The following is a 1624-nucleotide window of genomic DNA, read 5'->3' on the forward strand; positions in this document are numbered from 1 at the left end:
GTAGCGATACCGGAATGCCCAATTGCTGAGCAACTTCTTGTAAAGCTTGTATATCAGTCGTAGGTAGCTCGATGCTGATGGCTTCCAGCGTAGTAACCTGTGCCTGAGCATAGCGCTGATACCGTTCAATTTCCTGGGCTACATTCGGCACAGACTGCCACTCATTCAGTTCTACAGATTCCAAGATTGCTTGTTCTTGGGCATCTAAAGGGGGCATAGCTTACGCTCCTATATACTGTTTTTTTAACTTGCGGCTGGGGATAATTGTCTTTAGAAAAATTTCTTGGTCATTCTCCACAAACGGCACCAGATAGATATATTGTTTCATTTCGATGATAAAGATTCGCTGAGAGGGATACTTTTCCTGATTAGGATGATCAATAACATCCAGAACCTTATTGCCATTGATGGCTTGCAGGACTTGCTCAAACCTCACTCCTCGCTCTGCCTGCAACTGGCGATTCTTGTCTGTATTCCATCGAAATGATTTCAAACCCTATCATCCTCCTCCTGAAAAAAATTCTCGGTGGTGCATAGAGATAAGGTCTGCCGCTTTCCAGGTTGAGCCTGCCGTTGTCTCTTTAATTTAGGCTAGTTGGGATGTAAGGGTTAACCACTACCAGGCTAGAATCTCAATAAGCCCCCAATGTCAGCAAAGCGCAGGAGCCGGCAAAGTGAGTAACAAAGAAGAGTTACTTCAAATCATACAAAGTCTCAGCGATGGAGAGCTGGAAGAAGCTAAGGGGCTGATTAACTCTGTCATTGGCACAAAATTATTAGAGTTCAATCCTGAGGCTAAGCCTCTCTGGGAGCAACTTGCTGAAATTGGTGCTGAAGTCCCTGATGATGAATGGGCAAAGGTTCCAAAGGATTTTGCTCGAAATGCTGAGCATTATCTGTACGGTTCACCCAAGGAATCGTGAGATATATTTTCATCGATACAGGCAGCGAATGGACAAAGGCTACAGCATCACAGACTGTGCATCAATGCTGATCATGGAGGAAAAGGGCATTAAGGATATCTTGACAGCAGACAAGCATTTCCAACAGGCAGGATTTAACACTCTGTTGCGATAAACTCATCCGCAGTTTTACAGGCAATGTAGAAGAGCCATTTCTTCTTTGCATGTCATTCGTCTAATAAGCATATTGGTTTATTGGAAGCCCTCTCTCCTAAAGCTTCTCCACGCTCACGCCAGGGAAGAAAGATTGGCAGGAGTGCTGTCAAGGCAAAAAATCGGGGTCTAAAATCTGCTCCATCGGATAGGGACACTTAGCAGGAAATATTTCAAGGGTTTTGCCAGTCTCAACCGAGGCCGCCCGTCTAGCGTCTTGATAAACTTCAGCTAATGCCTCAGCAAGGTAAGGCTTTAGGCTCGGGCTGGCCTTGAGCGATCGCCGAATTGCAGTCCGGGCGTTTAAGATCGTCAGCAACCAGCTTCGAGATCTCTTCTGCGGTTGGTACTGATACTTCAAAAGGTGCATGAGTAAATTCTCTAGATAGCTTTCTAGAGAACGCTTCTCGCTTTTCCCCAAACTGTCTAATTCCTCGATGATATTTTCCCAGTCGGCGGCGGCAAATTGCCCCTCCCGCAGGGCTGCTAATTGCTCACAGAGCCAAAGG

Annotated in this window: 3 protein-coding genes and 1 pseudogene; 1 reads left to right on the forward strand and 3 read right to left on the reverse strand. The window is 45.9% G+C overall.

The features are described 5' to 3' along the window. Together AC2VE5_RS26900 and AC2VE5_RS26905 are read right to left on the reverse strand one after the other, a co-directional pair. Positions 1-217: pseudogene (locus tag AC2VE5_RS26900) on the reverse strand (hypothetical protein); the annotation flags it as partial. Between the two features lie 3 nt (positions 218-220). Beyond that, on the reverse strand, positions 221-493 hold the full coding sequence (locus tag AC2VE5_RS26905; RefSeq protein WP_486890599.1) for a toxin: 273 nt from the start codon (positions 491-493) through the stop codon (positions 221-223). Positions 494-674: 181 nt separating this feature from the next. On the opposite strand from AC2VE5_RS26905, the gene AC2VE5_RS26910 reads away from it, so the two are divergent. Further along, a complete protein-coding gene (locus AC2VE5_RS26910; RefSeq protein ID WP_486890601.1) occupies positions 675-923 on the forward strand; it encodes a hypothetical protein in 249 nt (82 codons plus the stop codon). Positions 924-1224: 301 nt separating this feature from the next. On the opposite strand, the gene AC2VE5_RS26915 is transcribed toward AC2VE5_RS26910, so the two are convergent. After that, a partial coding sequence (locus AC2VE5_RS26915; protein ID WP_486890600.1) for a DUF29 domain-containing protein occupies positions 1225-1624 on the reverse strand: 400 nt, incomplete at its 5' end.

Source organism: Aliterella sp. E5.1, assembly GCF_057473825.1.